This window comes from Tenacibaculum soleae (assembly GCF_030549005.1).
GTDB lineage: Bacteria > Bacteroidota > Bacteroidia > Flavobacteriales > Flavobacteriaceae > Polaribacter > Polaribacter soleae.
In genome coordinates, this window is sequence record NZ_JAUOSW010000010.1 from 1 (window position 1) to 25,454 (window position 25,454).

39 protein-coding genes and 2 tRNA genes are annotated in these 25,454 nt (G+C 29.9%); 35 read left to right on the forward strand and 6 right to left on the reverse strand.

Annotated elements, in window-relative coordinates; all coding sequences use genetic code 11:
* From Q4586_RS12460 to Q4586_RS12470, 3 genes are all read right to left on the reverse strand, one after another.
* A tRNA-Gly gene (locus Q4586_RS12460) sits at positions 1 to 72 on the reverse strand.
* 44 nt (positions 73 to 116) lie between these two features.
* Positions 117 to 189 (reverse strand) — tRNA-Gly (locus Q4586_RS12465).
* 116 nt (positions 190 to 305) lie between these two features.
* Entirely contained in the window at positions 306 to 752 is a 447-nt protein-coding gene (locus Q4586_RS12470) for a GNAT family N-acetyltransferase (protein ID WP_068703741.1), read from the reverse strand.
* 142 nt (positions 753 to 894) lie between these two features.
* Between Q4586_RS12470 and Q4586_RS12475 the strand changes: the two genes are divergently transcribed.
* Entirely contained in the window at positions 895 to 1,323 is a 429-nt protein-coding gene (locus Q4586_RS12475) for a GNAT family N-acetyltransferase (protein ID WP_068703743.1), read from the forward strand.
* A 219-nt stretch (positions 1,324 to 1,542) separates the two neighbouring features.
* Here Q4586_RS12475 and Q4586_RS12480 read toward each other — a convergent pair whose 3' ends face one another.
* Genes Q4586_RS12480 through Q4586_RS12490 form a run of 3 tightly spaced genes read right to left on the reverse strand, consistent with a single transcriptional unit; the run spans position 1,543 to position 2,607 of the window.
* Positions 1,543 to 1,761: a hypothetical protein gene (locus Q4586_RS12480; protein WP_303529412.1), complete on the reverse strand. Its 219-nt coding sequence runs from the start codon at positions 1,759 to 1,761 to the stop codon at positions 1,543 to 1,545.
* On the reverse strand, positions 1,758 to 2,201 hold the full coding sequence (locus Q4586_RS12485) for a hypothetical protein (protein ID WP_303529415.1): 444 nt from the start codon (positions 2,199 to 2,201) through the stop codon (positions 1,758 to 1,760). Before Q4586_RS12485 ends, Q4586_RS12480 begins: the two co-directional genes overlap by 4 nt.
* A gap of 16 nt (positions 2,202 to 2,217) precedes the next feature.
* Positions 2,218 to 2,607, reverse strand: a complete 390-nt coding sequence (locus Q4586_RS12490) for a hypothetical protein (protein WP_303529418.1) — start codon at positions 2,605 to 2,607, stop codon at positions 2,218 to 2,220.
* Between the two features lie 98 nt (positions 2,608 to 2,705).
* Here Q4586_RS12490 and Q4586_RS12495 point away from each other — a divergent pair, with 98 nt between their 5' ends.
* The 34 genes from Q4586_RS12495 (at position 2,706) to Q4586_RS12660 (ending at position 25,439) form a co-directional block, all read left to right on the forward strand.
* Positions 2,706 to 2,948, forward strand: coding sequence for a hypothetical protein (locus Q4586_RS12495; protein WP_303529421.1), 243 nt, complete (start codon positions 2,706 to 2,708; stop codon positions 2,946 to 2,948).
* Positions 2,949 to 2,950: 2 nt separating this feature from the next.
* On the forward strand, positions 2,951 to 3,121 hold the full coding sequence (locus Q4586_RS12500; RefSeq protein ID WP_303529423.1) for a hypothetical protein: 171 nt from the start codon (positions 2,951 to 2,953) through the stop codon (positions 3,119 to 3,121).
* Between the two features lie 26 nt (positions 3,122 to 3,147).
* Positions 3,148 to 3,738: a helix-turn-helix transcriptional regulator gene (locus tag Q4586_RS12505; RefSeq protein ID WP_303529425.1), complete on the forward strand. Its 591-nt coding sequence runs from the start codon at positions 3,148 to 3,150 to the stop codon at positions 3,736 to 3,738.
* Entirely contained in the window at positions 3,738 to 3,998 is a 261-nt protein-coding gene (locus tag Q4586_RS12510; protein WP_303529428.1) for a hypothetical protein, read from the forward strand. The genes Q4586_RS12505 and Q4586_RS12510 overlap by 1 nt, the downstream gene beginning before the upstream one ends.
* A 343-nt stretch (positions 3,999 to 4,341) precedes the next feature.
* The gene (locus tag Q4586_RS12515) at positions 4,342 to 4,521 is read left to right on the forward strand and encodes a hypothetical protein (RefSeq protein WP_303529430.1); all 180 of its coding nucleotides are present in this window, start codon (positions 4,342 to 4,344) and stop codon (positions 4,519 to 4,521) included.
* On the forward strand, positions 4,518 to 7,376 hold the full coding sequence (locus Q4586_RS12520; RefSeq protein WP_303529433.1) for a hypothetical protein: 2,859 nt from the start codon (positions 4,518 to 4,520) through the stop codon (positions 7,374 to 7,376). Before Q4586_RS12515 ends, Q4586_RS12520 begins: the two co-directional genes overlap by 4 nt.
* Before the next feature lie 10 nt (positions 7,377 to 7,386).
* A complete protein-coding gene (locus Q4586_RS12525; RefSeq protein ID WP_303529436.1) occupies positions 7,387 to 7,632 on the forward strand; it encodes a hypothetical protein in 246 nt (81 codons plus the stop codon).
* 123 nt (positions 7,633 to 7,755) lie between these two features.
* Positions 7,756 to 7,998: a hypothetical protein gene (locus Q4586_RS12530; RefSeq protein ID WP_303529440.1), complete on the forward strand. Its 243-nt coding sequence runs from the start codon at positions 7,756 to 7,758 to the stop codon at positions 7,996 to 7,998.
* A 66-nt stretch (positions 7,999 to 8,064) separates the two neighbouring features.
* Positions 8,065 to 8,307 carry a hypothetical protein gene (locus Q4586_RS12535; protein ID WP_303529443.1) on the forward strand — a complete coding sequence of 81 codons (243 nt, stop codon included), beginning with the start codon at positions 8,065 to 8,067 and terminating at the stop codon, positions 8,305 to 8,307.
* Between the two features lie 195 nt (positions 8,308 to 8,502).
* Positions 8,503 to 8,967 carry a PCI domain-containing protein gene (locus tag Q4586_RS12540; RefSeq protein ID WP_303529446.1) on the forward strand — a complete coding sequence of 155 codons (465 nt, stop codon included), beginning with the start codon at positions 8,503 to 8,505 and terminating at the stop codon, positions 8,965 to 8,967.
* A gap of 176 nt (positions 8,968 to 9,143) precedes the next feature.
* Positions 9,144 to 9,368, forward strand: coding sequence for a DUF7220 family protein (locus tag Q4586_RS12545; RefSeq protein WP_303529448.1), 225 nt, complete (start codon positions 9,144 to 9,146; stop codon positions 9,366 to 9,368).
* A complete protein-coding gene (locus tag Q4586_RS12550) occupies positions 9,349 to 9,705 on the forward strand; it encodes a YopX family protein (RefSeq protein ID WP_303529449.1) in 357 nt (118 codons plus the stop codon). The genes Q4586_RS12545 and Q4586_RS12550 overlap by 20 nt, the downstream gene beginning before the upstream one ends.
* Positions 9,706 to 9,783: 78 nt before the next feature.
* Positions 9,784 to 10,095, forward strand: a complete 312-nt coding sequence (locus Q4586_RS12555; protein ID WP_303529451.1) for a hypothetical protein — start codon at positions 9,784 to 9,786, stop codon at positions 10,093 to 10,095.
* A gap of 260 nt (positions 10,096 to 10,355) precedes the next feature.
* Positions 10,356 to 10,886 carry a hypothetical protein gene (locus Q4586_RS12560; RefSeq protein ID WP_303529454.1) on the forward strand — a complete coding sequence of 177 codons (531 nt, stop codon included), beginning with the start codon at positions 10,356 to 10,358 and terminating at the stop codon, positions 10,884 to 10,886.
* Positions 10,887 to 10,949: 63 nt separating this feature from the next.
* Entirely contained in the window at positions 10,950 to 11,195 is a 246-nt protein-coding gene (locus Q4586_RS12565) for a hypothetical protein (protein WP_303529457.1), read from the forward strand.
* Positions 11,196 to 11,389: 194 nt separating this feature from the next.
* On the forward strand, positions 11,390 to 11,767 hold the full coding sequence (locus tag Q4586_RS12570) for a hypothetical protein (protein ID WP_303529460.1): 378 nt from the start codon (positions 11,390 to 11,392) through the stop codon (positions 11,765 to 11,767).
* A gap of 104 nt (positions 11,768 to 11,871) precedes the next feature.
* Positions 11,872 to 12,123, forward strand: coding sequence for a phage integrase N-terminal SAM-like domain-containing protein (locus Q4586_RS12575; RefSeq protein WP_303529462.1), 252 nt, complete (start codon positions 11,872 to 11,874; stop codon positions 12,121 to 12,123).
* A gap of 80 nt (positions 12,124 to 12,203) precedes the next feature.
* Positions 12,204 to 12,665 carry a tyrosine-type recombinase/integrase gene (locus Q4586_RS12580; protein WP_303529661.1) on the forward strand — a complete coding sequence of 154 codons (462 nt, stop codon included), beginning with the start codon at positions 12,204 to 12,206 and terminating at the stop codon, positions 12,663 to 12,665.
* Between the two features lie 526 nt (positions 12,666 to 13,191).
* Entirely contained in the window at positions 13,192 to 13,668 is a 477-nt protein-coding gene (locus Q4586_RS12585; protein WP_303529464.1) for a hypothetical protein, read from the forward strand.
* Positions 13,669 to 13,726: 58 nt separating this feature from the next.
* On the forward strand, positions 13,727 to 14,263 hold the full coding sequence (locus Q4586_RS12590; protein WP_303529467.1) for a hypothetical protein: 537 nt from the start codon (positions 13,727 to 13,729) through the stop codon (positions 14,261 to 14,263).
* Positions 14,264 to 14,333: 70 nt separating this feature from the next.
* On the forward strand, positions 14,334 to 15,509 hold the full coding sequence (locus tag Q4586_RS12595) for a head maturation protease, ClpP-related (protein WP_303529470.1): 1,176 nt from the start codon (positions 14,334 to 14,336) through the stop codon (positions 15,507 to 15,509).
* A 2-nt stretch (positions 15,510 to 15,511) separates the two neighbouring features.
* Positions 15,512 to 16,510 carry a hypothetical protein gene (locus Q4586_RS12600; protein WP_303529472.1) on the forward strand — a complete coding sequence of 333 codons (999 nt, stop codon included), beginning with the start codon at positions 15,512 to 15,514 and terminating at the stop codon, positions 16,508 to 16,510.
* A 20-nt stretch (positions 16,511 to 16,530) separates the two neighbouring features.
* Positions 16,531 to 17,004, forward strand: a complete 474-nt coding sequence (locus Q4586_RS12605) for a prolipoprotein diacylglyceryl transferase (protein ID WP_303529475.1) — start codon at positions 16,531 to 16,533, stop codon at positions 17,002 to 17,004.
* 1 nt (position 17,005) lies between these two features.
* Complete coding sequence (locus Q4586_RS12610; protein ID WP_303529478.1) at positions 17,006 to 17,566, forward strand: hypothetical protein; 561 nt, start codon at positions 17,006 to 17,008, stop codon at positions 17,564 to 17,566.
* On the forward strand, positions 17,566 to 17,856 hold the full coding sequence (locus Q4586_RS12615) for a hypothetical protein (RefSeq protein ID WP_303529481.1): 291 nt from the start codon (positions 17,566 to 17,568) through the stop codon (positions 17,854 to 17,856). The genes Q4586_RS12610 and Q4586_RS12615 overlap by 1 nt, the downstream gene beginning before the upstream one ends.
* A gap of 109 nt (positions 17,857 to 17,965) precedes the next feature.
* A complete protein-coding gene (locus tag Q4586_RS12620; protein WP_303529484.1) occupies positions 17,966 to 18,529 on the forward strand; it encodes a hypothetical protein in 564 nt (187 codons plus the stop codon).
* Between the two features lie 109 nt (positions 18,530 to 18,638).
* The gene (locus Q4586_RS12625) at positions 18,639 to 19,403 is read left to right on the forward strand and encodes a hypothetical protein (RefSeq protein WP_303529487.1); all 765 of its coding nucleotides are present in this window, start codon (positions 18,639 to 18,641) and stop codon (positions 19,401 to 19,403) included.
* Positions 19,400 to 20,686, forward strand: a complete 1,287-nt coding sequence (locus tag Q4586_RS12630; protein WP_303529490.1) for a DNA modification methylase — start codon at positions 19,400 to 19,402, stop codon at positions 20,684 to 20,686. Before Q4586_RS12625 ends, Q4586_RS12630 begins: the two co-directional genes overlap by 4 nt.
* Positions 20,679 to 21,239, forward strand: coding sequence for a hypothetical protein (locus Q4586_RS12635; RefSeq protein WP_303529493.1), 561 nt, complete (start codon positions 20,679 to 20,681; stop codon positions 21,237 to 21,239). The genes Q4586_RS12630 and Q4586_RS12635 overlap by 8 nt, the downstream gene beginning before the upstream one ends.
* Positions 21,229 to 22,731, forward strand: coding sequence for a terminase large subunit domain-containing protein (locus Q4586_RS12640; RefSeq protein WP_303529496.1), 1,503 nt, complete (start codon positions 21,229 to 21,231; stop codon positions 22,729 to 22,731). Before Q4586_RS12635 ends, Q4586_RS12640 begins: the two co-directional genes overlap by 11 nt.
* A 326-nt stretch (positions 22,732 to 23,057) precedes the next feature.
* The gene (locus Q4586_RS12645; protein ID WP_303529499.1) at positions 23,058 to 23,309 is read left to right on the forward strand and encodes a hypothetical protein; all 252 of its coding nucleotides are present in this window, start codon (positions 23,058 to 23,060) and stop codon (positions 23,307 to 23,309) included.
* 237 nt (positions 23,310 to 23,546) lie between these two features.
* On the forward strand, positions 23,547 to 24,326 hold the full coding sequence (locus Q4586_RS12650; RefSeq protein WP_303529501.1) for a hypothetical protein: 780 nt from the start codon (positions 23,547 to 23,549) through the stop codon (positions 24,324 to 24,326).
* A 5-nt stretch (positions 24,327 to 24,331) separates the two neighbouring features.
* On the forward strand, positions 24,332 to 24,835 hold the full coding sequence (locus Q4586_RS12655; protein WP_303529504.1) for a hypothetical protein: 504 nt from the start codon (positions 24,332 to 24,334) through the stop codon (positions 24,833 to 24,835).
* A 46-nt stretch (positions 24,836 to 24,881) separates the two neighbouring features.
* The gene (locus tag Q4586_RS12660) at positions 24,882 to 25,439 is read left to right on the forward strand and encodes a hypothetical protein (protein WP_303529506.1); all 558 of its coding nucleotides are present in this window, start codon (positions 24,882 to 24,884) and stop codon (positions 25,437 to 25,439) included.
* The last annotated feature ends 15 nt before the right edge of the window (positions 25,440 to 25,454 follow it).

Below are 25,454 nucleotides of genomic sequence, written 5' to 3' on the forward strand. Positions count from 1 at the left end.
GCGAAAGACCAGGTTCGAACTGGCGACATTCAGCTTGGAAGGCTGACGCTCTACCAACTGAGCTACTTTCGCATTGGTAAATAAAGATTATTAAAGTCTATCTTCTAAAGACTAAGAGCGAAAGACCAGGTTCGAACTGGCGACATTCAGCTTGGAAGGCTGACGCTCTACCAACTGAGCTACTTTCGCATTGGTAAAGAATTTTGCAATTTCTTGCAGTTGCTTTCTAATAAAATTAATTATGTTGTAAAGCGGTTGCAAATATAAGATGTTTTCTAGTATTTACAATAGTATTTTGAATAAAATTAATAAAATTTTTGATCTTCTCGCATAACTTTCACAAAATGAAATCCATAGATATCAAATCCTTCATTACAATAAAATTTGTGCGACTTCCGATTACCTGTATAAGTATTTAATTCAGCAACTTCACAACCTTTTGCTTTTGTATATTCATAAATCCATGAAAAAAACTGTTTCCCTAAGTTTTTACCACGATATGTATCATCTATGATAACATGATCAGGTTCTACACTTTTTCCAATATAATGACGAGTCGAATACCAAAGTCCACAAATACCTATTAATTTATCGTTGTCAAAAATACCAACACACTCGTAAGTATTATAAGTAGCCATTTCTATAATACGTTCTTTTAAAATATCGTCAGGCGTAGTAGTGTTTAACTTTCTTAAAAGAGGAAGAATTATTAGTATGTTCTTCTTATTAATAGGTTTAAAATTAATATTCATTTTTGATTAAAGATATAGTTTAAAAGAAATAAAAAGCTAAATTACTACACATAAATTAAATTATTGAGAATGAATTTCGTTTTTTAGTAAAATTATGTATTCTTTAGAAGAAAACTAATTTTGAAGATTTATAGGATAAAATATGATAATTAAAGAAATTTCAGCTGAAAAAACATATTTGATAAGAAAAAATATTTTACGTAACGGAATAGATTTACCATTTAAATTTATTGGAGACTTTGATGCAGACACTTTTCATTTAGGTGCTTATCATTCGGGAGAGTTAGTGGGGATTGCTACTTTTATTAAAAATAAAATGAGCGGTTTAGAGCAAGCACAATATCAATTAAGAGGAATGGCAACTTCAGAAAAAGGAAGAGGAAAAGGATTTGGTAAACAAATAATAAAAGAAGCTAAAGTAATTTTAAAACAAAAAAAAGTATTTATTTTATGGTGTAATGCCCGAGAAGAAGCAGTAATGTTTTATGAAAAACTAAATTTTACTATTGTTGGAGAGGAGTTTGAAGTTGCTAAAGTGGGGCCACATTATAAAATGTATACTGAAATTTAGAAATAAAAAAAACTCAAACCGTTAAGTTTGAGTTTTGTAGCGAAGAGCAGATTTTATAATACCTGTTTTTTAAAATAATTACTATCGATTATCATGTAGTTACAGTAGTTTTTTTGTTAAACGGTTATTGTAATGGCGAGTTTTTGACACGTGAAATACTTTAAAAAAACCTTTATTTATAAAAGGTTAAGCATCTTATTATAAATAAAGGTATTGTGTTTATAAACTGTTTTTGCCTGTTATAATCCAATTAATATTGGCGTTAGGATAGTGTTTTAAAATAATTGCTAAAGATTTTGCAGAAACATCTGTATTTTTATTTATACCAGTGTAGTTGCTGTATTTTAAACCTGTTTTATTAAAGAAATCTCTTTTAAAACGTTCTTGTGTTTTTGCAAATTCTAAAATTCGTTCTTTGATGTTTTTATCATCAATCATTTTCTTTTTTTCTTTTTACCAAATATTTTCATAGCTCTCCTTTTTGTGATGAATTCAGACCGCCCAGATATTCCATTGTCATCACTAGTTATAATAGTTAAGTTGGTTACCCCAAACGTTTTCATATACTTTAAAGTAACTATTTTATTAGGTAATTTTAATTCTATATCTTCTTCTGGTAGGTTTTTAAAACCTTCCATTAAAATATCATAAAAATTATCAAACGCATTGTCTATATCATCAAACTGAAAACTTTTATATTCATCTATATGGGTATAATTTATATCCTGAAATGTAAATATATATGTGTTGTTTAATTTTTCGCAAACAACTGTACCTGCAGCACCTATTTTTATAGGTTTTGCTGTTTTAACTCTTTTTATCTGAGAAAAAGATATAGTTGCTGTTAATAATAGGAGTGATAGTAATATTTTTTTCATAATTTCTTTTTAATTTTTACTTATAAACAATTCCAGTATCTTTTTTTAAATTGTTATTAGATTCTAGTAAACTAATAACTTTTTTACTCAAGACTCTATTTTCTTCAAGCACTTCAAAGTACTTATCTCTATAGCTATTTCCATAATTACTTGGTTTTTCCATTGCAATGTTTTGGGGAATTTCTTTAGTTTCTTTTTTCTCGCCAGTGATTAACCAATGTAAATTTACATCAGGATATAGTGTGACTATTTTCTCAATTAAGTCTGCATTAACTCCTGTATTTAGTTTTTTACCTCTAAAATTTGATGAAGTAGCACCTATTTTCTCAAAAAATAACTCTTTATTTTCTCCAGTGTTTTCGGCGAATTCCTTTATTCTTTCTTTAATGTTTGTGATTTTATTCACTATAAGTTTGGTTAACTGTGATTTTATTCTCTATATTTGCGTAACAACTACGTAACTAAAGTAACACAAAATAATTAATAAAAAAATAGGGTATTTGTATGATTACTGACGATGAAAAAACAGAAATAAAAAACATTTTAGGCCACAGATATACTTCTTTGGTGCAAAAAGAGCTTGTTAAAAAAGGTCTTTTAAACAAAATGAACAAACCTTATTCTAATGGTCAAATAAGAAATGTAATGAATGGTGTTCATCATCAAGTTATAGAAAAAGTTATTTGGCAAATGGTTAAAAAAGCAAAAAGAACTGCTTTAGCTCGTAAAAATATTTTAACCGAATAATTATGACTGATTTAATAAAAAGCCACAACGAACTATTAACTATCGTACAAGCATACGCAGCAGTTAACGAAGGTGTATTAGATAGATCACCTTATTTAAAGCATAAAATTAAAAACGCAATTACTACAGGTATACAAACAAAAAAATCCGCAGCTACAACTACGGATTCTTAATTAATTAATCACTAAATCTTAAACCAATGATTAACAATAGCAAAATTACAACTTTTAGTAGAAATCCACAAATAGCAGGTGTAATGCCAAACGATAATAATATCGAATTTGTGGGAGTAAGGGAAACAAAACAAGTATTATGGATTCGTAACGGATCTACAAGGTATTTTTCGGATTTACCTATTCAATTTTTTAATCTTTTAAAAACAGCTTATTTAGCTGACTTAAAAGCCGTTGATTTTTTAAGCAATGTAACCGATAAATTAAATCATCAGGTAGAATTATATACTTACTATATGTATGGTGAGTTAGATAGCACGCCTGATATATGTAATGGTAAATTATCTACTTCAGAAAATTTTAGAGACCATCAAAACTGCCCTTCTTTATTATGGAACTCTAAAAACATAAATATTAATAATCATGTTTTAACGCCCCGCCAATTAATAATTATCGATTTAATAGGTAGCAATGAGCCGGATAAAGCTATTGCTTCATTTTTAGGCATTTCACATAAAACATTCGATTTTCATAAGTCAAACCTTTTTAAAGCAGTTGGGGTGACTAACAAAATGCAGTTGCTAAAACTTTCTTTAAATCATAAAATAGTATCCTAATGAATTTACAGCAAACACTTAGTTATTTAGCAAGGTTTTACAAACAAAAAACCGCTTTAATAGCGAAAAAAAATACAGATGAATACAATGAAGAGCAGTATAACAGTTTAATGAAATTTTACAATGGAAAAATTGAAGAACTTAGAGCTAGGGTTGAATCTGAAAACGCAAACGCATTGCTTCAGTTTGATACAGATAGAGCAAATGAAATTAAGCTTACAGATGGAGTTGTGCTTGTCTCAAAAAGGACAGTTGTATAATATTATTCCTTTAGATATAAAAAGAAAAGCAGATAGGTATTTACATGAAATTTTAAATACTAAGCAATCAAAAACTACAATTAACAAAATTAAAACGGTACAAGATTATTATGAACAACACCTTAAAAAAACCGAAAACAATTAAACATTTAAAGGTTACTCAGCAGTGTTCTGTTTGTAGAAAAACAGTTTTTAAAACTTTTAAAATTGTAGAAGTACCCTTAAATTTCTCTATTAATAATTTAACCGATAGAATTATAAAAAGGTTAAAAAAAGTAGGATGTAAAAAACATCCCTTAGCAAAGTTATCAGCTTCATATTCATTTTATCACGAAGAAAAATTATGTTAAAAATTGATAAAACAGTAAAAATAGTTAGTGTTCATTTTAATGTATCGGTAGAAGATAAATTAGTAAAGATACCTGATAATTTTAATACTGAAAACTACCCGAAAAGAACCCAAGAGGCTTTAAAAAAGCTAAAAAATATAGGCTATCATTTACAAACAACAATAACACTATGAAAGAGTTTCCGTTCGCAGATGCAATACTACATCAAACAGAAGGTGGTTTAGCTATTATAAAAGATTACTACCCGGATGCTGCTTCAATATCAGAAACTTCATCAAAAAAATTTAAAATAAGAGGTAATGAAAAAACAGCATCTGCTTCATTAAAACAAACAGATAAAGGTATTTGGCTTGTAATGGATTTTGGGCAATGGGATAAGCCTAAAAATGCTATTGGCGTTTGTATGGTTGAGGATAATTTAACCTTTGGAGAAGCTTGTAAGAAGTTGGCTAATTTATACAATATTGAGTACAAGAATACTACTCATTCGGCTAAACCAATAATTTCTAAAAGACCAAAAACCACTAATGAAACACCCGGAACTTATAGTTTTGAGTATAATACAGAAATTTCGGATAGTGATTTAAAAATTATAGGACCAGAAGTTACTAATGGCCACGCTAAAAGATTTAAGCTTAAATCTGTTAAAAAAATGAGCTATGTAACCAAGTCTAACGAGGTGGTTGTAACTGAAAGCACAGACGATTATCCGATTTTTGTATATGATTTTGGTGATTGGCAGAAAATATATCAACCAAAAAGCACAGATAAAGGGTTTAGGTTTAGATATAACGGAGGAAGACCCACTGATTATGTTTTTGGATTAGAAGATGTTATTGATGGGCATCAGAAACACTTCGATAGCGTAATGAAACACGCGGAAGAAGGAAAACCACCAAAAAAAGAAGAGTTAAAATTAGATAAAATAATTATAGCTTCGGGTGATAGAGATGGGTTAAATGTAGCTTCCTTTGGCTATTATGTAGTTTGGTTAAATAGTGAAACGGCAAATCTTTCAATAGAGTTGTTTAAACAGCTACAATCAATGGCAAATGAAGTTTTAAATTTACCCGACATTGATAAGACTGGGGTTAAACAAGGCGTGCAACTAGGGTTACAATATTTAGAATTAAAGACTATATGGCTGCCAAATTATTTAACCCATTCTAAAGATTGGCGAGGAAACCCTAAGAAAGATTTTTTAGATTTTGTAAATCTCAAATACAACTCACAAAGACCTGGTATTATAAAAACTGCCTTTAAAAAACTAATAGCAAACGCATTACCAATGAAGTTTTGGGATGAAGTTGCTACCGATAAAGGAATGAAATATGTATACAATATTGTGCATGCCGAACATTTTTTAAAACATCAAGGTTTTTACAGAATGGAAACTCCTTTTGAAAAAGATGAGTACTGTTACATTTTTGTAGATGGAAATATTGTTAAAAGAACTTCGCCAAATAAAATAGAAAATTTTGTAAATAATTTTTTAGAAGAAAGACAAATGCCTATTCCTTTAAGAAATATGGTTAAGAAAACACCTTATTTAAAAGAAGCGATGCTTTCTAAACTGCCAGTTTTAGAGATAGACTTTCAAGATGCTGACGCAAATACTCAATACTGGTTTTTTAAAAAAAATGTTGTCGAAATTAAAGCTGCATCAATAAAAGTTCATAAAAAAGGAGTAGTTGATAAAATGGTTATTGATGAAAAAGTAATAGATTTTCCTAATAAAACCACTGAAAGACAATTTGAAGAAGCCTTTAAAACACCTCAATTTAAAATCGGTAAAGATATAGATGGTGATTTAGATATAGAAATAATAAAAAAAGACAATAAATATTTTAATTACCTAATAAACGCAAGCAGAATTCACTGGCAAAAAGAATTAGAAGCATCATTTAAACCAAATGAAGAACTAGAAGCAGCTAAATATTTTTCCGAAAACCAATTTAACATAGCTGGTCCACGACTATCTGCAGATGAAATTCTAGAACAAAAACAGCATTTAATAAATAAAATTTATGCAATAGGTTACTTGTTGCATAAATACAAAGTAAAAAGTAAGGCGTGGTTTGTGTTTGGTATCGATAATAAATTGTCAGATATAGGAGAAAGCCATGGTGGTTCTGGAAAATCATTAATGTATGATTATTTAGAGAAAATAATGAAAGAGCAGTTTTTTATACCAGGAAGAAGTAAAAAAGCTGTTGATTCAGATTTTTTAATGGATGGTGTAACTAAAGAAACAGATTATGTTTTTATTGATGATATGAATCAATATTTCCCTTTTCAACAATTCTTTTCAGAAATCACAGGTAAAATGAAAGTAAATCCTAAAGGTTCAAAGGGATTCACTATCAATTTTGAAGATTCACCTAAATTATGTGGGACCTCTAATTTTCCACCAATGAATTTAGATCCATCTTCATCCAGAAGAATATTGTTTACGGTAAACTCTGATTATTACCACCATAATAAAGACAATGAATACAAACAAACCAGAAGAGTTTCTGATGATTTTAACGGTAAAGACTTGTTTAACGATTTTACAGAAGATGAATATTTGGATTTTTATGTTTTTTGCGCTCAGGCAGTTTCATTTTATTTAAGCTCTGATGAAAAGATAGACCCCCCAATGGATAACGTTAATAAAAGGAACTTAATGGCAGAAATGGGTGATGCTTTTAGAGGCTGGGCTAATGTTTACTTCTCTAAAGATAACCAAAATTTAGATAAATTAATAAGCCGAGGAGACGCTTTTGAAGACTATAAAAAAACATCTGGAGGTAAAAAGTCTGCTAACAATTTTAAAAAATCGGTTAAAGCTTTTTGTAAACTTAATAATTATGTTTTTAACCCAGTAGAAGCAGGTGTAAAAGATGGTAGAATTATAAAAAACATGAATGAAAAAACGCAAGAGTGTTTTTTCATTAAAACAGAAAAATCACAACCATTAACACCTTTACCTGATTTAGATATAATTAATAATATCGAGAAAAATAAAGAAGACTTACCTTTTTAATACATATATCATGGGAAATACAACAGTAACAATATCACTAAGAGAAGCAACGCCAGAAGAATTTACAATAAAAAAAAACCAAATCGTTTTAGGAAAATTATTTTTTTTAAAAAGTATTAAAACAGGTTTCTTTGATTCAGGTATATATTATACATATGACGGTATGAGTTTAGATGATCTTAGAACATGGTTTGTTAATAAAATGGTATATGTACCAGTTAGCCCTTTAGAGGCAATGACGATAAATAACAATTAATATGAAAGCCCTAAAAATAGACTTAGCATCTTGTAGCTTAATTTTTTTATTATTAGAAATACTGTTTTTATTAATATGGTTGTGTAAGTAGTAGGATGTATTAATTAAAATGATTATAAGCCGATGAAAAATACCCACACAAGAATAATATTCTGCATTAAAGAAGAACCAATTTTAGAAATGATTCAAAAAGAATTTTCTGAATTTAATTTTGATATAAAATTTCGTAGTGATAAAAGCAGGTATAAAATTGTTCAGTTAAATGTAAATACTCTGGTTGAATTTGATGATGAAGATCAAGTAATAATAGATGGTTATAAGGTTCAGTTTGAGGATTTAAATTATTATAAAGATCCGGAAGAGTAATTCAGCTCTTTAATTATACAAGGAGTTGATGTTAGTAAGTATTAATAATAAAAGATTTTTTTAAATATGGGAAAAGTAACAGGTTATAATTTAGATGCAGTTAGTGAAGAGGAATCAAATAATATTGTAGCAAGGCTGTTAAAAATGATAAAAGAAAAAGACGCTTTATTTACTTGCATAAGTGACCATATAATAAGTGAAATGATTTTACAAGATTTTATAGAAATTGATTTAAATAATGAAACTATTGAAGGAACTACTTTAACTAAAAAGGGTTGGAAAACATTATATGATAGTGGTGTTTTATAGCAACGGTTCAGCACAAGGAATGAAGCGGTTTTGTGTGCGAGGAAATTCGTAAGAATTTCAGAAGTAACAAAATAAGCGAAATGTATAAGTAAGCAATTAATTAGCTTTTTTCTTTGTACGTTGTTACCAAATGGAAAAAAGGCGTGGTTTTGATAAAAACCAAATACATACAGATAATAATTAAAATTAAAAAAGATGAATAAGTATTTAACTAAAAAAATTGAAAGTAGTAAAGGATTATTATTTAACAACTTTTGCTTAATAGCTTTTGAAGTATTAAATGATGGAAAAAATGAAGTTTTAGAGGACTTTGAATGTTTGGAATATTCTAAAATATGTAAAACTTTAGGATGGATAGATAATGAAGAAGTACATAAATCTATTGCTCAAGAAATTTCAGACGGAGGTATTTCTGGAATGATGTATAGAAATGGTTGTGATGGTTTTTTAGCACAAATTAATATACCTGTTTGCTCAGATATAAAAACTTCTGGTAATAGTTTGGAGCCAAGTTCTTGGAGTAGTTCACAAGGTCATTGTTATGTTGCTTATGTTTATGCAGATACTTTAGGAGAATTAACGGATAAGGCAATTGAACAAAGTGATTTATTCTTCCAAAAAGATTGGGCAAAGCAAATGAAGTTACAGCCGATTGAGTGATCGCCTTTTTACTTTTTGGTAACGTTTCATTTATAAGATTTGAAGCGGATTTAAAAGTGAAAATTAATCAGTAAGTACAAATTAAAGTAAATATTAACAACTAAAAAAAAAAGACCTAAAACACCGCTTTTAATTTTATAAGGTGTTAGGGCAAGTACGGTAGTTGAACTAAAAATATGCAAACAAAAAAACAATCATTTATAGAGAGTGTGAGCAACGTAGCAATTGGCTACTTAATTTCTTTACTCTCTTTATTTATCATATTTCCAATTTTAGGGATTGAAAGTAGTACAGGAAAAAATTTAATAATCACTTTATATTTTACTTTAATTAGCATTGCAAGAAGCTACATTTTAAGAAGATATTTTAATAAAAAGACAAATGGAAAAGAGAGAGCATAAATTTAGATTTTGGGATAGTTATTTAAAAAAGATGTGTTTTAGAAAACCTGCACATTATGACTTTTCACACGCAAGAATTACACCTTTAGAGTGGACTGGTTTTAAAGACAAAAACGGAATTGAAATATTTGAAGGCGATATTTTAAGTGATTGGACTGAAACAGATGAAGGTCTTTTACAATCTAAAATGCAAGTTTTTTGGAATCAACCAACGGGAAGTTGGCATTTAGATAATAGTAGTAAACAAGATATGACTTGTTCAGTTGATTTATGGCTCGAATTAAACGACTTTGAATATGAGGTTAAGGGAAATGTTTATGAAAATGCACTATCGTAGTATTTGCCCTAACGGAATTGTGTATGAAATGTAAAAATTAAAAGAAGATTTAGAAATTAACTTAATAAATAAAGACAAATGAATTTAAAAGAATTAGCAAGTAATGACAAGCCTTATTATGGATCTGGAACGTATGAAGAAGAATACGAAACCTTTAAAGATTTTTATGAAGATATGAAAGGTTATGATGTAGACTTAAATTTAGTTTATAGGTTTGATGTAATACAAAATGATGATAAAACTTATAGACTTGATTTATTTACGATACTTCAAAGAAAAGGAAGGTGTAATGCTCACTATGTGAAAATCTTTAAAGAAGCGGATATACCACTTTTAAAGAAATACCTTGAACCACATCAAAAAGTTTGCAAACAATTAATAAACTTTTGATTTTTATTTTTTATACACGGTGTTCTTAACAGTTGCACTCTAACACGTTTGAGTGCGTAAAGATAGTGCAATTGTTTAGAACGGATTGTTTATGAAATGTTGCGAGTTTGACAACGAGGAAAATCAGAATTATTTTCAGATGTTGGCAAAGAAGCAACCACCAACGAATTAAGCAAGAACCAAAAGCAATTTTTTATAAACGTTGTTACCTGCTGATAAAAAAGCTGTTGCTGACGTAGGAAGCAAAACCCGAACAGATTATGGAAGATAAATTAAAAGATAAATTATTAAAGCTTTACGAATTAGCAAAAAGAGGTGTTGCTGGTGAAAAAGTTAACGCTGAACTTATGTTAAACCGAATGCTTAATAAACACGGATTGACAATCGAAGATATTAACCAGGAAATACCAAAAGATAGATTTTACAAGTACACTACAAAATTAAGTGATAAGTTAATTACTCAAATTTTATTTAAAGTTGTTGGGAGTAAAGAAATCTATGGAGTTAAAGGATATAGAGAAGTTTGTGCAAAAGTTACTGATTACCAACATATACAAATATTAGAAATGATTGATTTTCATTTAAGCAACTTTGATAAAGAGCGAAAACAATTTTTAAACGACTTTACAAGTGCATATATTCAAAAACATAGATTATTTAGAGATACAACTTACGACAATGATATAAAAGAACAAAAACCACTCACAACCGAAGAAAAACAAGCTTTATGGAGAATGAGTAATATAAAAGAATGTTTAAGTAATAAAAGTTACGTTAAAAAATTAGAGTAAGCCGTAATATTGGTCGGCTTTTTTATTTGCTGGTAACGTGCCACAAATAAGGATTGAAGCGACATGAAAAAACAAATGATACAAATAGTAACAGAACTTAAACTAGGAGATATAACCACTAAGGAAGCAAAAGAAGAGCTTTTATCTTTATTTAGTGTTAGCGGTAGTCTTTCTTGTTCTAGGTGTGATGCTGACAAGCCTTTACAAACTAGGTTTTGCGTAAAATGTAAAAGCGATGATATATTGCCTGACCATTATGGAGGCGATAAATGTCTTGATTGTGGTGGTCGTGAATTTGATTACCGCTAACTAAATTGTATAAGAATAGAAGGGTTTGGGTGCGAGGAAATTCCGAAGGAATTTACAAGCTAACCAAACACGAAATAACCACCGAATAAGGACTTTGCCCTTTTATTTTTATACGGTGTTACCAAATGTAAAAAAGGGCGTGGTTTTGATAAAAACCAAATACATAAGAATATTAATTTTTAAATAAAAATAGAATGGAAGTAAAAACAGATTTTAGTAAAAAAGTAAAAGAGCTTGTAGAAAAATGCTTTACAAGTGAATTTTTAAAAAACGAGATAAATTTACAAGACAAATTTAATGAGTTAAAAGTAAATGTTGATAGAGTTGATATTTATGATTCTGGCGAAATTATGTCTATTGCTGTTGATTTAACTGCTGAAAATAAAGATATTTTAAAAAGTATTGTTAAAGATTTTGATTTATATAATGAATTAGTTGATTTAGAATTTCATTCTGGAAAAAAGGAAGATCAAACAGATTTATGTTCTATAATTGATTATTCTTCTAATAAATTAAATACTACCATACTTTACAATTGGGATGATAAGATATTTCATTTTGAAGGCGAGTAATAGATTTGGGCGCACAGCCGCAACAGTGAGCGCCCTTTTTTATTGTTGCTAACTATGATATAGAAGCCACATAAGTTAAACCATTGCAAACAAAGAGAAAAGTTATGAAAGTTGTAGAAATTTATATTAAAAAGTTAACTAATAAGAACTACTCTAATAAAACAATAGAAACATATGTGTGTTATTTAGAGAAGTTTTTACATCAATTAGATAAAAATCCTTATCATATAACAACTAGAGATATAGAAAATTACTTATTATCAAATAAATACACCTCCATATCTCAACAAAACCAAATAATAGGTAGTCTTAAATTATATGCAAAATACATTATTAACAAAAAAACCTCCATTTAAATAAAATTGAAAGACCCAGGAAAGAAAAGAAGCTCCCGAAAGTTATTGATGCTGAATTATTAGCTGTAAAAATTAATAATATCAAAAATTTAAAACACAAAGCTATTTTAACATTAGGGTTAAGTTGTGGTTTAAGAATATCTGAAGTAATAAACTTAAAATGGCGCCACCTAGATAAAGACAGAAATATTTTAAATGTAATTTGCGGCAAGGGTAAAAAGGATAGATCTACGGTTTTAAACGATAACCTGATAATATTACTAACAGAATACTGGCATCAGTATAAATCTAAAGAATATGTGTTTAATGGTCAGTTTTCAATAAAATATTCAGCATCGAGTATTCAGCGAATTGTAAAAAAGTATATTTCGCCATCAGCTTCATTTCATTTACTAAGACACTCATACGCTACCTACGCATTAGATAATGGCACCGAAATAAAACCACTTTCTTTATCTTTAGGTCACAACTCAGTTAAAACCACCGAAATATATCACCATGTTTCTGCAAATTCGCTAAAAACAATAAAACAAGCTATTTAGACACTGTTATTATCATTATTAAAAAGACTGTACGGATTTATCTCCTTACAGTCTTTTTTGTTTTAAGAGTATTTTTTTTGATGATTCCATTGCTTAAATAAAAAATCGGCAAAAACGACAATTGCCCCGAACCCCGAAAAACTAAAAGCTGAAAAAAAGTGTAATTTTGTAATTTTTAACAAACTACTACTTCAAGCTGTTGATTTTAAAGGCTTTTATTAATTACAGTTTATATTTTAATTTTGTAATTGATTATTAAGATTACAAAAAAACTGTAACTAAAAATTAAGATTACAAAAATTACAAAATCAATTTTCAACCATTACAAAACTATAAATCTTGTTTTGTAATAGTTAACGTGTTGTTTTTTAATTGTTTACAGTGTTTTTTTAATTAAGATTACAGAATTACAGTTTTTTGTCGCCTTTGGTAGCTTTTATTTTTTAAATATTATTTCTTGAAATTTAATTATAGCTGATATTTTAGCTATAATTATTAAAATTCTTTATTTTTACAGAAAACACTTATGAATTCTTCTGATTACTCAATTACTGAAACTATTCCGGTTGCCGATCATGTTTTTAGATATTTAGTACATAAATACGGATCTGATACAATTATTGCCGAACGCTCTGATATTGTAGGAAGCATTATTCTTTCATCATTAAACAGAAACAACGATTTAGGAATTTCTAAGAAAAAATATAGTAAATCTATAAAAGTGGTTATTAAGGATTATCAATATTTAAAAAATGGCGTTTTTGTTAGTGTAAAAAAAGGTCAGGTATTTAATAAAATTATTGATAAAATGTTTAGAGGAGAGTTGTATTCTCACTGCTTTATAAACAAGAAGTTACATGATGATGCTTACATTAAAATTATAAGACAATTTTTAGATATTTACAATATATCTGAGGATGAATTAAAAGTAGCTTCTATTTACCGAGATTTTAAACGTAAAAAACAAGAAAAAGAAGCAATTTCAAATACTAAAGTAGCTTAAAATACCATAGGGACAAACTCAGAACATTCCGAATTTGTCCCCTGTAAAACCTATAAAAATGATACAAGAAATTAAGAATCATATTGACGATCATCACATAGATACTTTTTATAAAATTGCAGTTTTTGAAAAAAGTTATTTACCTAATTTTACACACTTAACTCCAGATGCTGTTATTGAAGATTATATAACAAATATTACTGATTCTTCGCAGGTAATGCTTTTAAATTTATTGCAAAACAATATTAAAGTAAATCATTCATCAAGTGCAAAATCACCTGGTAAGCTATATAAAACCAAAATTTCGTTTACAGTTACGCCACAAGATAAAAATGTACAACAATTATTAGAAACCTATAATAATAAAGAAGTAGTTGTTTTGGTATCAAAAAGAGAAACAAATCATTTGTACGGTACAACAGCACAACCTTTACTTTTTAGTTTTAGCGAGTTAAATAATGCAAAACCTAATGTAATAAAAGGCTATAGTATTCAGTTAACAGGAACTGGCTATGGCGGTACTAAATTATTTGAAGAAGTTACTTTTAATGTTTTTACTAGAGGTTTAGCACTTCAATTAGCAGCCTCACTGTAATGTCCTTTTTTTAGATTACTGCTAATCATATACTTGTACTTCAAAGTTATAATACTTAAAAAAGTACAATTTGAAAAACAAGCAATACAAAGGATTTTACAATATTGTAAAGAATGAAGCTGAAAAAAAAGCCACCATATTTATTTATGGGGTTATTGGTGGTTTTGATTGGGATTCTTATGAATATATAAATACAGATAAAAAATTCGTTCAAGACTTTAATGAATTAGAAAAAACGTACCCAACAATAAATGTTCGTTTAAATACACCAGGAGGAGATATCCATCAAGGTACTCCAATTGTAAATGCAATTAGATCATCAAAAAGTCATATTAATATTTATGTTGATGGTATTGCTTATTCAATGGGTGCAGAAATTGCTATTTCTGGCGATACTTTACACATGTATGATAATAGTAGATTAATGTTTCATAACTCATCTACTGGCGCATGGGGTAACGCACAACAATTAAGAGAGCAGGCTGATGTGCTAGATAGTTACGATAAATCTTTAGCGCCATTAATAGCTAATAAGCTTAATATTACCGAAGAAGAAGCTATTGAAAAATACTTAAATTTTAAGGACAACTATTTTACTGCAAAAGAAGCAAAAGAAGAAGGTTTTGCTGATATTCTTATTTCTAATGAATCAGAATCACTTCCTGAAAATATAGACAATCTTAGTCCGGATGCTTTAATGAAGCACTACGCAAAAATGAATTTTGTTTTGGATACTACCACACCAACACCAAAAAAAACCGTACCAATGAATAAATCATACAAAGCTATTGAAGCTGTTTTAGGAACTGCTTTTGAAGTAGATGAAAACCGAACAGGTTTATTGCTTACCGAAGAAGAAGCTGGTAAAGTAGAAGGGAAACTAGCCTCTTTACAAACCGAAAACAATACAGTTACCCAAGCAAATGCAACAATTGTAGATAACGTAAATACATCTTTACAGTTAAAAGGCGATGCTAAAGTAACAGATGTAGCAGGCGCATTTGCAGCCTTAAACACCAAATTAGCAAACACGGCAATTGTAGACGAGGTAAACACATCGTTAGAATTAGAAGGAGATGCAAAAGTAACCGATGTTGCTACTGCATTTACTGCTATGAAAAACAAAATTGCAGAATTAGGTGGAGAAGCTGGAGACATGCATACCAATTTAGGAGAAGGAAAACAAGAAGGTAAAAAAATGCCTAGTTATGTAGACCTTGAATGTTCAATTTATAAAATTAAATAATCATGCAAATAGAAGACGTAGCTAAAGAGCTAAATCAACACTTAGCAGCAAATCCACACTTGGTACCTGCGATGATTCATAGTAGTGAAAATGTTTTAGATAAACATTGTAGAACTATTACCAAAGTAAAAGGGCATTTTCCTGCTCCTCATACAATCTTAGGGCATTTGGTTCAAGGGTTTAAAGCGGAATGGCAAGAAATGGGTGAATTAGAAATTAAGAGTAAAATCTTAAAAAACTTTCACCAGAAAGTAAACTTCCCTATTATTCCATCTCAGATTTTAGGAACGTATTACGCTGATCATTATGATGAAGAAAAAGACATGTTTACAATGCCAATTTCTGAATACATTATGAAAGAGGAATTTAACCCCCAAATTCAAGATGATTTAGCTGATTTATCGATTAACGGAGTTTATTCTGCTGCAAATGCAGATGGTAATTACGGACAATCGTTAGATGGAATTAAGCAAGTTTGTGATAATATTTTAGCAGATGCAGCACACCCAGCTTTTAAGATTCCAGTTACTGCTTTAACAGATACTAATATTGTTGATCAGGTTACTGTTTTTGAAAGAAAATTACCTTCTAAACAAAAGAAAAAAATTAAAAAAATCTTTATGAGTGAAAATAACGCAGAGCGTTATGTTTTACAGTATGAAGAACAATTTGGACAAAATAAGTTTCAAAATGACACATTAAAAACTCGTCTAGGTAAACGTGAAATTATTGCTTTACCAGAATTGAACGATGATTTAATTTTTGCTACCCCAGAAAGAAATCTTATCAAGATGATTGATAAAATTGATAATCCACCAAAAGTAACTTCTGTACAAATACAAGACTATAAGGTTAAAGTATTTATGGAGTTCTGGTTAGGATATGATTTTTGGATTAATGAAATGGTTTATATAGCTAATTACATTGATGCTGAATATGGTTTAGGTTCAACAGTATTAAACCAAAAATATTATGATTTTGACGGTGTAACTGTTGCATAATATTTAAAATTCTAGAAATTATGGCAAAAAAAAATAATAATGTAGATACTTCGGCAGCTGATAAGGCTGCTGAAGTAAAAGCATCAGAAGAGGCTAAAGTATTGGCAGACAAAGAAGCTGCTGAGTTAAATGCATCAGAAGAGGATAAAGCATTGGCAGGTGCTCCTGTTTTAAATGCAACTCAATTAAGGCAACAAGAAGCCAATAAATTAAGAGCTGCTAATAAATCAGCTTCAGATAAAAAGGCGAAAGCTATTGAAGATAAAAAAGCCGATGAAGCTGCTATTGCAGAAACATCTGCTAAAAATCCTGAGAAGGATACAAGAAAAGTATTTAAAGACGATAGAGGGCAAAGATTTAGATTTAAAAAATCGGCACCAAGCACTTTAAATATCGATGGTGTTAGTACTTCTATCAATGAAATTATTGAAGATGAAGAAATAATGCTTGAGCTAGTAAACGGAAATAGTAACTATTTAGAACAAATTCATTAATATGAGCACAGATACAATTGTAACCGATAATTTAGATTTTTGCGCCAATGCCGAAAATGTACCAGGAGTTTCTCCTATTGATGTTTTTGCTTGCCCTGTTAGTGATTTTGAAACTATAGTGGCCTTACCGGGTAAAGATACCGTTACTACTTTAGAAGCAGCAGCGACTATTGAAGGACCACATACTTTTCCTGTTGGTAAAGGATTTTTTAAAATAGGTATTTTGCCTGAAACAGGAATGGTAGAAACTGCTGCCGAAGGAGAAAAAGGTAGTAAATCTATTACCAATACATTCTCGGCAACGTTACCAAATATTTCGGCAAAGAGTAAAGGGTTTATTCGTAAATACCAAAATGTACCAATGATCTTTATTATTCCTCAATTAAACGGAGATAATGTGCAGTTAGGTAGCGCCAAGTCACCCGCTTTTATGACCGAAGCAACACCAAGTACAGGTGCAAAAGCAGGCGATTTAGTAGGTATACCACTTAAATTTGCAGATGTGCAAGGTTGCCCAGCGCCAGTTTACACAGGTGTAATTACTGAGTTTACTCCTGCCTAATGTTTACCATAAGACCAGGAATATATCATATACCAAATTTTGGACGATTAGATACTAGAGAGGAGGTGTCTAACTCTAAATACTTGGCTTTGTACGAAAATAAAGCGTTTCCTTTTATAACCATTACCGAAGAGGCAATTGGTTTTTTAAAGAAGGAAAAACTATCAGAAAAAAGAATAGCAAAGTTAATTTTGCAAGCCGTTTCTGAGCAAGAGGTTAATTGGTTGTTAGAAGTAAAAGCTAACAAAAACCTAAAGCAACTTGCCGAAACCAAAATAAATACTTTTTAATACGTTGTTAGTTGATTTTTATTAATTAAGAAAACCCACTCATTATTGAGTGGGTTTTTTTATGCGTTAACTTTACTTACTTTTGATATTCAATTAAAAAATAATTATTATGAAAAAAGGTATCTTATTATTGTTTCTTTTAGTTTCTAATTTAATTTTTTCTCAATCGATATATAAAGGCTTAGAATTTGAAATGACCCCAAAAGAAGCCAAAAAAGAGTTTAAAAAAAACAAAAACAATTATATATCGGTAGATTTAGGGAATAATTTTTATTATAGAATTTATAGGCAGAATTTTATTTTTTTAGATAAAAAATTAAGTTGCGTTGTTTTAACTCCAAAAGGTTTTTCTTTAGGTATGGACTATGATTCTGCTAGGAATTATTTAATTCATACAAGATCTTTCTTTACAGATTTAGGGTATGAAATATTTTTAGACAATGAATATTGGAACGCTCCTTTAAATTATGCGAGCTCAGGTAGTAAGTGGGGTTTAATTTTATTTAATAAAGATAAAACAAAAATTATACAAATTTTTCCGCAGAAATATAATACATTGAGTACTACTTCATTTTTAGTGAATTTAAGAATATGGAATTATAATGCTTGGATGGATTTATATAATAAAGAAAATGATCTTCAAAATAATAAAAAGGCGAACAGTGGTTTTTAAAATTAAGTATTAAAAAACATTGTATCAGTTACAAAGATTAAAAACCACTCAAACCGAGTGGTTTTTTTATGTCCTTTTTTAACTCTTGCCATTTTGGGTTCTTTACCTTATGGAAGCTATTGTTAACTGGTTTAAAAACTCTAAAGATTACCACCAAGGTGTTGCTATTTACGCAACATTGCCTGTAAAAAAAACACGCATATTAAAGTTACTTAACAAAGGTAAAACCAACCGAAATATGGCTACACTGGTAGCCGAACTGCGTAAATACAAAAATGGTACTACAAAGGTAAAACCAACTGTAAAGGAATCTTTGACAGTTGCTACTACTCCCAAAAAACCAACCACACAAGCAACTATTAATGTAGAAGTGAACAGAAATGCTTTAAAGAAAGAAAGTTTACAACAGGAGTTTGCCATGGTTCGTATTGGCGATTTGCCTGCCGAGTTGCGTATTAGATACGCTAGAGCAAGAAACATTTTCTTTAAAATGATAGAACTAAAGTTTTTGCTTAATGATTTACCTGCCAATGCCGAAGAAAAAGCGTTAAAAATAATGCTAACTATTGATGATTTAGAAGAGGAACGTGATTTAATTTGGAAAGAGCTACACCATTGGAATACGTTTAAAACAATACTGCCTTCAAAAAATAAAGACTACTCAAAAATGAGCGAATTGCAGTTAGATAAAATCCGCAGAAATTTAGAAAGTAGCAAATCTAAACAACAAAAGCGTGTTGATGTTTGGTACTCTGATTTAGAAACCGAACCTGATAAGCATAAGCAACACTTAATAGAAAATAAGATTAATAAAGGAGAAAAAGAAATTCATCAAAAAAATATAAATATTAAAACAATAAAAAATCTTTTATGAGCGATTTGACACTTACTCTACAATGGACCACAGAAAAAAGGAAGGTTAAGGATTTAGTTCCTTACAATTACAATCCGAGAATTCTAACTCCAGAAAAAAAACAACTATTAATTAATAGTATTGAAAAATTTAACCTTGCCGAAATCCCTGCAGTAAACACAGACAATGTAATTATTGCAGGTCACCAAAGAATTAAGGTTTTAATGGAACTTGGCAAAGGTGAAGATTTAATTGACGTTAGAATTCCGTCCAGAACATTAACAGAAAAAGAGTTTAAAGAATATAATATTACATCTAATGTACCCACAGGTTATTGGGATTTAGACGTTTTAAGCGATGTTTTTGACGATATTGATTTAGATGCTTTAGGTTTAAATGTAGACGAAATTGTTTTGCCGGAAGATATTATTCCAGAAGAATTTAGAACGGAAGAAGAAGAACCGTTTGAACCAGAACTGCCTACCGAACCAATTACAAAATTTGGAGATGTTTATGAATTAACTTCACTTGATAAAAATATTACTCATAAAATAATCTGCGGAGATTCTACTAAAGAAGAAACTTATATTAAACTTTTAGGTAAAGATAAGATTGATTGTGTTGTAACAGATCCGCCTTATAATGTAGATTATGTTGGTGGTGTAAATACGCCAAGAGAAGGTATTAAAAATGATAAAATGAAAGATGATAATTTTTACAATTTTCTATTTGATTTTTATAAACAAGTGTTTTCATTCTTAAAAGAAGGTGGTAGTATTTATGTTTTTCATGCAGATACTGAAGGCATCAACTTTAGAAGTGCTTTTGTAAACTCAGGTTTAAAATTAAGCCAATGTTTAATATGGTCCAAAAACACCTTTGCAATGAGTAGAAGTGATTATCATTGGCAACACGAACCATGTTTGTATGGTTGGAAACCAGGAGCCGCACATAAATGGTTTTCCGACAGAAAACAATCTACAATTTTAGAGTATGATAAACCTTTAAGAAGTGATGAGCACCCAACAATGAAACCACTGCCTTTAATTGGCTATTTACTTTGTAATTCTACTCAAAAAAATAGTATTGTCTTTGATGGTTTTTTAGGTTCTGGTACCACATTAATTTCTTGTGAAAAGAATTGGCGTATATGTAGAGGAGTAGAACTTGATGAGAAATATGTTGATGTTGATGTAAAAAGATGGGTTAAATATATGCGAGATAATAATCGAAATTTTGAAGTAAAAAGAAATGGACAAATTTTGGCCAAAGAAACTATTAATCAATTTTTTATAAATGAGTAGCGTAGTAACATTAGATACCAAAGACACGCATTTCGAAAATGTGTTAGCTTCTTATTTAGATGAAAGTAAGATAAAACTATCTGCAACAGAAGAAGAAATGAAAAAAAGGTGGGAAACTGCATTTTCATTGCTTTTAAATTGGCACGGTAGAGAGCAAGCTGTAAAAATATTAAAACAGCAGTTTGGTGTTTCATCAGCAACTGCTTATAGAGATATAAACCGAGCACTTTCTTTATTTGGAGATATTACCCAAAGCAGAAAGGAAGGTTGGCGTTATATAATTTTTGAATATAACCAGAAGCTTTTTCAAATGGCCACTAAAGACAAAAACCTAGAAACCATGGGTAAGTGTTTAGATAGAATGATAAAATTAGCAGATTTAGATAAAGAAGAATCTAATTTTAACCCAGAGAAACTACAGGCGCAAATTTATGATATTTCAATTCCTAAATCTGTAGAAAAAGCATTAATGACAGTATTAAATAAAGGTGTTGTAGATTTTAATAATTATGCTGTTGATGTACCGCATGAAGAAGTAAAGGATGAAAAGTAAAAAAGTATTATTAAATCCTGCACAGTTAGCAATGGCTCTTTCTCCACAAAAGCAAAAATATTTAGAAGGTGGACGTGGAATGGGTAAAACCACCTACTTAGGTTACGATACTGGTCAATTGCTTAAACAAATGCCAAGAGCTTCCTTTGCGATGGTTGGTTCTACTTATAGTCAAATATTGAGTAGATTTTTACCGGCAATAAAGGAAGGTTTAGAGTTATTTGGTATTTATGAAAACATAGATTATGTAGTAGGCTCGATGGCTGGTAAAAAGATGGGTTTTAAAATGCCTTTTCAAGCTCCAGATGCTTTTAATAATATTATCCATTTTAGTAATGGTTGTATTTTTCAAATGGTAAGTTTAGATCATAAAGATAGCGGACGTGGTTTAAATTCTTTTGCTATTCGTGGCGATGAAGCTGCTTTGTTTGATGACGAAAAATTAGCTATTAATGTAAAAAACACCAACAGAGCCAAGAAAGAAATATTTAAAAACGCACCATTATTGCACAGTGAAGTGTTTACTTCTTCTACGCCATTAACTAAGAAAGGTAAATGGTTTACTGATATGGAGGAGTATGCAAGAAGTAACCCAAAAGAGGCTGTGTTTATAAAAGCAACGGCACATTGTAACCTACATAATTTAAGACCTGATTATTTTGAGTACATGAAGCAGGCATACACAAATCCTACTATTTACGATGCTGAAATGCTAAACATTCGCCCTAAAGAAATAACCGATGGTTATTATGCTCAATTAAACCCTGATATTCACTATTACACTAAACATAACAATGCTTACTTAGAAACTTTAGATTTAAAAAAGTTAGATGGTACCAGTTTTAATTGTAAACAAGATGCTGATTTAGATACCTCACAGCCTTTGTTAATTTCGGTAGATTGGGGTGCTAATATTAATACCTTAACAGTATCGCAGCTGCAAGGCAATGAGTATAAAGTTTTAAAGGAGTTTTATGTAAAGTCTCCAAAGATATTAGATCACCTATTCTTAGAAGAGTTTATACCGTATTACGCAAGTTATCCAGTTAAAACTATCCGTTTTTATGGTGATAGGCAAGGTAATAGCAGAGTAGCCAATAGTAAGCTAACCTTTGCCGAGCAGGCAGCACAACTATTACGTAACGCAGGCTGGAAAGTGCACCTGATGACGGTGGGTAATAATCCACATTATATGGATAAATTTAGGCTTATTAATGTAATGCTAAGAGAAGATGGGCGTGGTCGATTGCCTAAGATTAGAATCAACTCATCTAATTGTCCTAACTTAATTATATCGTTAGAGCGTGCCGAGATTATAGATACATCATCAGGTTTAAAGAAGGACAAACGTCCAGAGCAACGCAAGAGCGAGGAGCAACAACACACTACCCACTTCTCTGATACTTTTGACTATCCAATCTACTCAATGTTTAGTGAACTGTTTGGTAATCAATTAAAAACAACAGAAGATTTGCCAAACTCAACACTGTAAATTTAAAATAGGCTTTCATATTACCTTAACTTTTTAAATGGCAAGAGTCATTTATTCGTAGGCTACGGCGTTGTATTTGAGCGCAAAATGAGAAAATAAATAACAAAAAATAAACTTAACAACTTAATAGTCAGTAAGTTGGTTTTTTATTTGTGAGAATAATAAAAATTGTATATTTGAATCGTCAAATCACTTATGTAGTAAGCTTTTAATAATTTTCTATGATATATAGATAATTGGCAGGTGTTCGGTACTCGTAAGAGCCGATGGTTAACCTGCCAAAAAGCATAAGTGAACCAGACAACACCTGCTATATTTATCTAATAATGAAAACCGAATACTCACAAGAAATAAAAGAATTACTATCTTCTTGTTTTACACCTGTAACTGCAGAAGATGAAAACGCACAGCCTAAAACATTAGAAGAAATTCATGCAATGGTAATAACTGTACTGCCTGCTAAATGGGTATATGATACAGATGTTTACACCGCATTACAAAGCTTAAATTTCAAAACATCACTTGGTAAAAAAGAAGAAGCTGAAGGTTTATACTATTTTGTAATACCTAAAGTTTAATTACTGTCCTTTTTTAAAACACTTTCATTTACCAACTTGCTGTTAAATTTAAAAACTAAACAAAATGAATACAGTAATAATCGTTTTCTTATTTCTTTATGTAAATTTTACAGATGCCCGTTTCTCTTCAAAAAGATATATAGATTTATTCAATGTTAAGAAACATAGATGGGCTTCATTATTTCATATTTTTTATAACATCTTTTTTATTATTTGGCTATTTATGACACTTTTAAAATGAAAGAAATACAACTAACATTACCAACATCATGGAACGAGTTATCAAAAAAGCAATTAGAAAATATTGCTTTTCAGATAGAGTGTTACCATTTTGAAATTAGAGATAACAAGGAAGCCGAATTAGAAACCCGAACACGCTTATACATTTCCGTTGCAAAAGAATTTCTAAGAGGTAATAAATACCAACATATAAGAATAGCTTTAAAAGAAATACAACCAAAAGAATACGCAGAACTTACAAAGTTCATCTTCGAAAAAAATAGTAGAACAGTATTTGAAGAAAACCTAAAAATAAAAAACACTATCTATTATGGTCCTGCAGCACGTTTACGAAATATTACTATTGGCGAGTTTTCTTTATCGGATTCTTTATTTTACAAATGGAAACAATCTTTTAACGTAGGCTATTTAAATGCGTTATGTGCCACTTTATACCGAGTAACAGATAACACCGCCACAGAAGTAGACACTCGCCAAAATTTCAATAAATTATTAGTAGATAACAACGCTAAGAACTTTGTGAATGTAAATTACAAAACAAAACTAGCAATAGCTTATACCTACGAAGGTTGCCGAAATAATTTTATAGACACCTATAAAAACATATTTCCTAAAAGAGAAATAACCCAACCAACCCTAAGCAGTAAATACACACCGTTTGGCGAAATTATACTCGACAAAATAAAAGGTGATCCATCAAAATTAAAAACCACTCAAAATTTATTGGCAACCGATTTTTTAGCCATCTACGATAAAGATATAAGAGACTTGAAATAAAACCTATGGCAACAATATCACACAGTATAATTATAGCATACTTTAAAAACTTACAGGAAAAATTAATAGGTGTAGAAGATTTTTTCCGCATGGACTTAGCCGAAATACAAGGTTCTTTCAGAAGTTCGGCAAAGCTACCATGTTTAACAGCCGAAAGTCACGAGAGCGATTTTAGTAACAGTCGCACGAATCAATCAGTACACAACCGAAACTTTGCATTTACCGTTTGGTACAAGCCAGAACTAGGAAATTTTAACGAGCAAAACCAAATGTTAGACGAAAGCGAAGCCATGGGTTTAAAAATAATAGCACGTATGCGCCAAGATGCTACCGACAAAAACCACTTTCTTTTTAATAAGTTTAAAGTAGAAAATGTAAAAAATCAAAAAGTAGGGCCTACTTTTAACGAGCAACTATATGGGTACCGATTTACAGGCGAAATATCAGGTACACAACCACTAATAGTTTCTGCCGATGATTGGACAGATATAGATAGTGTTTGTAGTTAAATTAGATGTCCTTTTTATATGAATGTCAGTGTAATACTTTAGAAGTATGAAAAAAATATTTTTTATTCTTTTTAGCTTAATGTTAGTCGCTAACATTAACGCCATGGTTGTTTACGGAACAAACCATGAAGACCAAACGAAAACCGAACATAGTGCTACTTCAATTTCAGAAACTGCTATTACAAATGCAAATTTTGTATATTTGAGTATGGAGAAAGAAATTCATATTAAAATGTCAAATGGAACTAATCTTAAACTGATTGCTTCCAATTCGCTTGATGCAGGTAGAGGTAATTCATCTTTTAGCAAGATAAATGAAGACTTTAAGAAAGAGCTTTTAAATCATATTAATTCATCTATTTTAAAGCAAAAAGATGAATTAATTATACAAAGAATTAAACATTTCTTGCCCGATTTTAATTTAGAAGAAGAGCTAAAAAGAAAACAACCTCGGTTTTATCAAGCTACAAAAGGAAATGAAACCCATTTTATGCTAAAACATCAAAGTTCTGAAATTAGAATTATAACCTTTATCAGAACTCCTTTAGATTTTAAAATTGATTCAGATAATTGTTCCGCATCTTATTCCGAGAGCTATTATTAAAACCCAAAAACCACT